At 60.7% G+C, this 6,048-nt stretch carries 6 protein-coding genes; 3 read left to right on the top strand and 3 right to left on the bottom strand.

Translation table 11 applies throughout. The features are described 5' to 3' along the window. Positions 1–591: 591 nt before the first annotated feature. The 3 genes from ACFWP5_RS51535 to ACFWP5_RS51525 form a co-directional block, all read right to left on the bottom strand. Positions 592–1,413, bottom strand: a complete 822-nt coding sequence (locus ACFWP5_RS51535; RefSeq protein WP_384174101.1) for a hypothetical protein — start codon at positions 1,411–1,413, stop codon at positions 592–594. 464 nt (positions 1,414–1,877) lie between these two features. Beyond that, on the bottom strand, positions 1,878–2,675 hold the full coding sequence (locus tag ACFWP5_RS51530; RefSeq protein ID WP_384174098.1) for a winged helix-turn-helix transcriptional regulator: 798 nt from the start codon (positions 2,673–2,675) through the stop codon (positions 1,878–1,880). A gap of 187 nt (positions 2,676–2,862) precedes the next feature. Beyond that, entirely contained in the window at positions 2,863–3,315 is a 453-nt protein-coding gene (locus ACFWP5_RS51525; RefSeq protein ID WP_384174095.1) for an ATP-binding protein, read from the bottom strand. A gap of 397 nt (positions 3,316–3,712) precedes the next feature. Between ACFWP5_RS51525 and ACFWP5_RS51520 the strand changes: the two genes are divergently transcribed. Genes ACFWP5_RS51520 through ACFWP5_RS51510 form a run of 3 tightly spaced genes read left to right on the top strand, consistent with a single transcriptional unit; the run spans position 3,713 to position 5,664 of the window. After that, positions 3,713–4,582 carry a helix-turn-helix domain-containing protein gene (locus ACFWP5_RS51520; RefSeq protein ID WP_384174092.1) on the top strand — a complete coding sequence of 290 codons (870 nt, stop codon included), beginning with the start codon at positions 3,713–3,715 and terminating at the stop codon, positions 4,580–4,582. Beyond that, a complete protein-coding gene (locus tag ACFWP5_RS51515; RefSeq protein ID WP_384174089.1) occupies positions 4,579–4,809 on the top strand; it encodes a DUF397 domain-containing protein in 231 nt (76 codons plus the stop codon). The genes ACFWP5_RS51520 and ACFWP5_RS51515 overlap by 4 nt, the downstream gene beginning before the upstream one ends. 57 nt (positions 4,810–4,866) lie before the next feature. Beyond that, complete coding sequence (locus ACFWP5_RS51510; RefSeq protein ID WP_384174086.1) at positions 4,867–5,664, top strand: SAM-dependent methyltransferase; 798 nt, start codon at positions 4,867–4,869, stop codon at positions 5,662–5,664. Positions 5,665–6,048: the final 384 nt, after the last annotated feature.

The raw sequence follows: 6,048 nt of genomic DNA, 5'->3' as shown, positions 1-6,048 counted from the left end.
CACGATCCAGTACCGCCCCCACCTCATCGACGGATGCCTCATCGAAACCGGGTTATCACTCACACCGACGACAACCCGAGTTCAACCTCAGTAACCCGGTCTCGCTGTGCATGAGTCGCATGATCCCTCTCCTCTGTGATCATGTGTCTGCAACGGACGGGCGACGGCCCGGACACAATCCGGGCTGCACCCATGCCACGCGACAGTTCAGTGCGACCCGAACACCAACGCCAACACCATTCCACCCACGATCGTTACGAACGGCAGACTCCGACCGACGTAGTAATCGACCTTGGTTCGGGTAGGCGTAGTTTCATCGAAAACCAACATGTTTCCTCCGCCCGTGGAATCGCAACGCGCCCTCATTCAAATACGGATCCGGAAACGACCCGATTACCGATCACAGGGAATTTGTTTCAACAATCCCGCCGCTTCGTCCCGTAACGCGTTCTCACTTATATACGGGGTGCCGAACCGCTCGAATACCGATCATGCGGGATTTATTTCGAGATTCTTTCCGCGCGAAAGCTCCGACAGAATGGCAGACAAAGACCCCCGGGCTATCACCCGGGGGCCCTCTGCGCTTTCCCGCTATTCGGTGGTGTAGGGAGGTTCGACGCTCCGATAGACCAACTCATCCCGCACGGCGTCAAGGGAAGCGGTCAGCGTTCGCCATTCCTTGACCGCAGCGTCACGCGTCCGCTGCACTTTGGATGACGAGTTGCGCGGCCCGCCATACAGATCTTGCGCGGTTCGCCCGAGCACGCCGGAGCGTCCAAGATCATCCGCTTGCTTCGCGATGTCTAGGACTGTGCTCAGAACCGGGTAGTCACTCCCGTCCCCCCATGCCGACCGGAAGATCGTTTCACTCTGCCCTGACAGATACGGCGTCACAGCCAGGGTGGAAAGCTTGTCGGCATGCGGGATTCCACGCGTGATCCGCGCGCCCGGAGTGGCGTCTGCGCGATCCGGTTTGACGTCCAGCCGGTACCCGTTGTGCGCTGCAGCGTCTCGGACTGCCCAGTACTGGAGCGTTTTGCGGGTGACGATGATCGTTTCCCCGTCCTTACGCACGTACTGCCAGGCGCATGGTTCCCTGGTTTCCACCCAAAGGGCCGAGACGTCACAGTTCGCGATGATCTCACGCAGTCGCTTGGTGAAGATCAAAACCGCATCCTGTGTGACGTCGTCACTGACGTCATCCGTCCCATAGAGCGCTGATCCACTTCGCGCCACGGTGGCGCTTCCGTCCATCCGCTTGCGAGAGCGCGTGGAGTCGACCGTGCGGCAGTACCCACGCGCGATCTTTTGAAGTTTCGTGAAGTCTTCCGACGTCACTCGCTTCATATCCTCTGCCGTGATATCTCCGGCAGGCTTTTCGACCTGTAACTCAGCTGCGGGAAGATCGCTCACAATCCTGTCCGATCACTCGTGGCGCATACCCTCTGTATCGCGCCCTTACCATTCCATTCTCTCGAATTCCAGCCGAAATGCAAGGATTAGCGGTCCATTTTCTCGATTCTTTTCAGAACGCGAGATTGGCGAGAAGGTCGAGACAATGAGATCCAGAAAGGGAAGGGACGACATTAAACGCAGGGAGCTCAAAGAGGAGAAGAATAGGAATGAAAGTCAATGGAATAATCAATAGTGAAACCGGGCCGAATAGTCATAGACGTAACACCAACCAAAAATTCGCCACATACGCCGAGCCCACCGTTTATTGATGTGCTTTCAGGCCCCTCAGTTGCGGACACCTCAGGAAGGGGCTAGCGGGGATCCCAGCTGCACCAAGGCACCGCTATGCACCTACCAGGCTAGAGGGTAGATGCATAGGAATAAGTATCAGAAAGGAAATCAGTATGCCTATTGGTGTCGGATCAATGAAGCCCACGACGCCTTCGAACGATCGCGGCAAGCTGCTCTTCACGTTCAACGGCCCAGCTACCGATCGGCGCCAAGGCCACGAGCAGCGCGTTGCCGGACGGGGTGATGGTGCACTGCGCGGTGGAGGCGAACTGGCCCGCCCTGGGTTGGTGGTTGACGAGTCCTCCTTCGACAAGCCGATGGAGCGTGTCCCAGAGCACCTTTTCCGACAGGGAGCGGCTTCCCATGATGTCGCGGTTTCTCGCGACGTCGGCGTTGACGGCAACGGCAACCCCAGTCGGGTGCTGCGGCCCACGACTCAATTGATGGAGGACCGCGAAGGCCCAGCGGAGACGAAGTATCACCAAGGCCATGCCTACACCACGCCAGTACTCCTGCTCAGGCCCAAGGGCACTGTCGGTGCCTGCCCTATCGCCTGGTCCTGCGTCCGACTGCGACACCCCCCGATGCTTCCGCAGGGTCACGGCGAGCTCGTCGCGGTGAGCGCTCGCCCACACGCCGACGCGGTGCAAGGCAGTGAGTAAGTCCCTGCTCATGATGGTCAGTTCGCGCGGCGCAATCCCGTTCGCCGAGCCGGCGTCCGGCCCGCGGACGATGAGTCCCTCCGCCTCCATCCGCTGCAACGTCGCGAACAGCGGCTTTTCATGCAGGGTGCGAAGACCTGCGAGATCTGCGTTGCGCGCGTTTCCTTCGTTGATCCGCTCAAGTAGCTGCGCGGGGCGGAGCGGGCCGTCGCGAAGTGCAACGCAGACGGGATATGTCCAGCGGTTGCGGAGCAACTCAAGCGTCATGCCTATGCCCCGAGGTCTTCCTAAGTCGGCATCCATCGTCAGTCCGCTCCATCGGTCGCTGCCATAGTCGTCGCGGTGCGCGTACGTCCCTGCGCAGTGGGGTTCGCGGAAGTCGGGTCACGCCCCCAACTCCCCTCCAGAGGAGGGTGGTTACTGATGTGGATCGCCGAGTCCTGATACTTCTCGTTCACGCTTGGGCCAGAGGCAGGGTGGCCCATACAACCTGCCCACCGCCGGCTCCGGTCGGGCTCGCGCCCCAGCGTTGCGACACGGCTCTGACGAGCATCAGCCCGCGGCCCTCCACGTCTTGCGGGCGAGCCCGTCGTGGACTGGGGGTCGACTGCCCGGTGCCGTCGTCCGTGACCTGGATCAGCAACTGATTCGGCGTTGCCCCTAGATCACACGTGATGGTCCTGCTGCCGGTGTGAATCACGCCGTTGGTGAATAGCTCGCTCACTACGAGGACAGCCGTGTCGCAGATGTCCGAGGCGATGCTCCATTCCTGGAGTTGCTGCTGGACTCGGTGGCGAGCTTCACCCACCGCAGCTCGAACAGCTGGAAGAACAAAGGCAGTTCGACGCGCAGCAGCGTCAAGTACAGGAGGTAAGCCCCCTGTTGTGGCGGCGTCGGTCAGAGCCACGGCAGATTCCTAACGTGGGCGAATGCCGACGCGACTGTGCGCTGCGATTCCCCTGAAGGTTGCCGGTCCTGATGAACCATCAGATCCGACGGCCCATCGGAGTGGGCTTGTGACGCGATCACCTGAGTTGGAGCTTGCGTGCGCGGTGACGCGACGCATGCGAGACGCACGATGCACGGCATCCGGAGCGGGCCACCCGATGACGCGACGCCTTGGCTTCAGGCCGACGGCTGCCGTGAAACACGGGTGAACTTGGTCACCCCGTCACTATGCGCGCCCCGTAAGTCACTTGGCAACCCATCACTTCGCACAGTGCACAGTTGCGATGTGCGCTCTGTCCGTGATGCGAAGGTCATGGCACACTGACGGGCGACCGGGCTTCAAGGAGGCATGCGACGTGAGCGCACCGCGGTCTGCACCCACAGTGCTGCAGATGGTGCTCGGCCGGCGGCTCCAAGACCTTCGGCGGGCCGCCGAGCTGTCGGCGCAGGATGTCGGTGCAAGGCTGCGCATCGCGCATACAACGGTCATCAGGATGGAGCAGGCCAAGGTTGCCCTCAAGTGGGCTACCGTCAAAGCTCTGTTGGAGCTCTACGGCGTCGAGCAGTCCGAGGCGGAGCAGTTCCTCGCCCTCACGGATCAGGCCAACGAACCTGGCTGGTGGCAGAGTTACCGCGACGCGCTGCCGGACTGGTTCGGGGTTCACGTCAGTCTCGAAAACTCGGCGACCCACATCCGCAGCTACGAACCCCACGTCGTCCCAGGCCTGCTCCAGACCGAGGACTACGCACAGGCAGTTCTGTCGCTCAACCGCCCTCGCCCGAAGCCGTCGGAGTTGGAGCGGCGCGTCGCCCTGCGTATGGAGCGCCAGGCGCTGCTCACTCGGCAAGATCCGCCGCCTCCGCAGTTCTGGATCATCATGGATGAGACGGTGCTACGGCGTCAGGCCGGCGAGCCCGCCGTGATGCGGACTCAGATCGACCGCCTGGTAGAGGCGATGAACCTTCCGAATGTGACGATCCAGGTCCTTCCGTTCACGGCGGGACTACACCCCGGAGCATTCGGTCCCTGCACCATCTTCCGGTTCCCGATGGCGGATTTCCCGGACATCGTGGGCACCGACAATCTGAGCAGCGCCAGCTACACCGAGAGCGAAGAGGAAGTCTCGCTGCATCGTGAGGTGTTCGACCGGATGAGCGCCCAAGCAATGTCTCAGGGACATACCAGGAAGTTCCTCCTGGACGTCCGCAAGGAGCTAGACGGATGATGCACGCCATAAACGCCGACAAAGATTTGGGGCCCGAGGGCTGGCACAGCCCTTGGAGCGGAAGCAATAACGGTAACTGTGTTGAAGCTAAGCAACTGATGAGCGGGCACGTCGCGCTGAGGCAGTCCACTGATCCTGGTGGTCCCGCCTTCATTCTCACTTCTTCCGAGATGACTCAGTTGATCCAGGCCACCAAAGCCGGCTCGGCAGACTTCCTGATTGCGTGAGGCATCAATGCTCAAGGAATTTAGACACTTACAGCCGCACGACAGCGGAGAGTTGAAGTGACCGACAGCGGATTCAACGCGGATGACATCGACACGAGCGTGCCGCACTCTGCTCGCTTGTACGACTGGTTCCTCGGCGGGAAGGACCACTACGCCGCTGATGTAGCTGCGGCCCAGAAGATCGTGAAAATCTTCCCTGGCGTCAAAGAGACGGCCATGGCCAATCGTGAGTTCATGAACCGGGCCGCCCGGTTCCTGGCCGAACTTGGGGTGAGCCAATTCCTCGATGTGGGAACGGGAATTCCCACGGAGCCGAACCTCCATCAGATTGTCCAGAGCATCACTCCAAGCGCTCGTGTCGTGTACGTGGACAACGACCCAATTGTTCTCAGGCACGCTGAAGCACTTCTGCGAGGAACCTCGGAGGGGCGGACCGCGTACATTCACGCCGACGTCCGGCAGCCTGAAGCCATCCTGTCGTACGCGCGGGAGCACCTGGACTTCAGCCAGCCGATTGGTTTGTCAGTGGTCGCGCTGATGCAGTTCGTGACCGATGAGCAAGATCCCTATCAGATCGTCAACAAGCTGCTGGAACCCATGGTTTCGGGCAGCTACCTCGTACTCTCTCACGTCACTTGGGAGTTCAATCCCGAGATCTGGGACCGCGTCGATGCCATCTACCGGGCCGGCGGAACTCCCGTCAAAGCCAGGTCACACAAGGAGGTTGCGAGGTTCTTCGAGGGACTCGGAGTCTGCGAACCCGGTGTCGTGCTGTCGACGCGATGGCATCCAAACGAGGACATGCGGATTCGTGATGAGCAACCGCTTTACGTGGGCGTCGCTCGCAAGTTTTGATATCCGGAATCCGGCCTTCCGCCAGTTCCGCACACTCACCTTGAAGTGACGTCGGTACGTGGGTGTATCTCAGAGGGAACAGTGCCGCGGTGCAGCTTCATCGCGCCACGATTTTCCCAAAGGGGTGGCTTGTGTCCGATCACAGAAGTCGGTGGCTACGACGGGGTCCGGATGACCATCAGCCAGGTCTCGCCGACAGGCTTGGTGAGGATCTGAAACAACAGCCTCCCGTTTCTTCGTTGACGCCCGAGGACGATCGATTCCTACTCGGCATTCACAACGTCCGCCACCTAAGACTTGTCCCGTAACTGCTGGTCACGGGTGAGATGATCTTGGTGTGGCTGGTGTGATCACGGCGTCGGAGCCGTCCTGGATAGCCCCGTT

This window comes from Streptomyces sp. NPDC058469 (assembly GCF_042721125.1).
GTDB lineage: Bacteria > Actinomycetota > Actinomycetes > Streptomycetales > Streptomycetaceae > Streptomyces.
The sequence above is the reverse complement of the archived record's forward strand: the minus strand, read 5'-3'. Positions and strand labels throughout refer to the sequence as shown.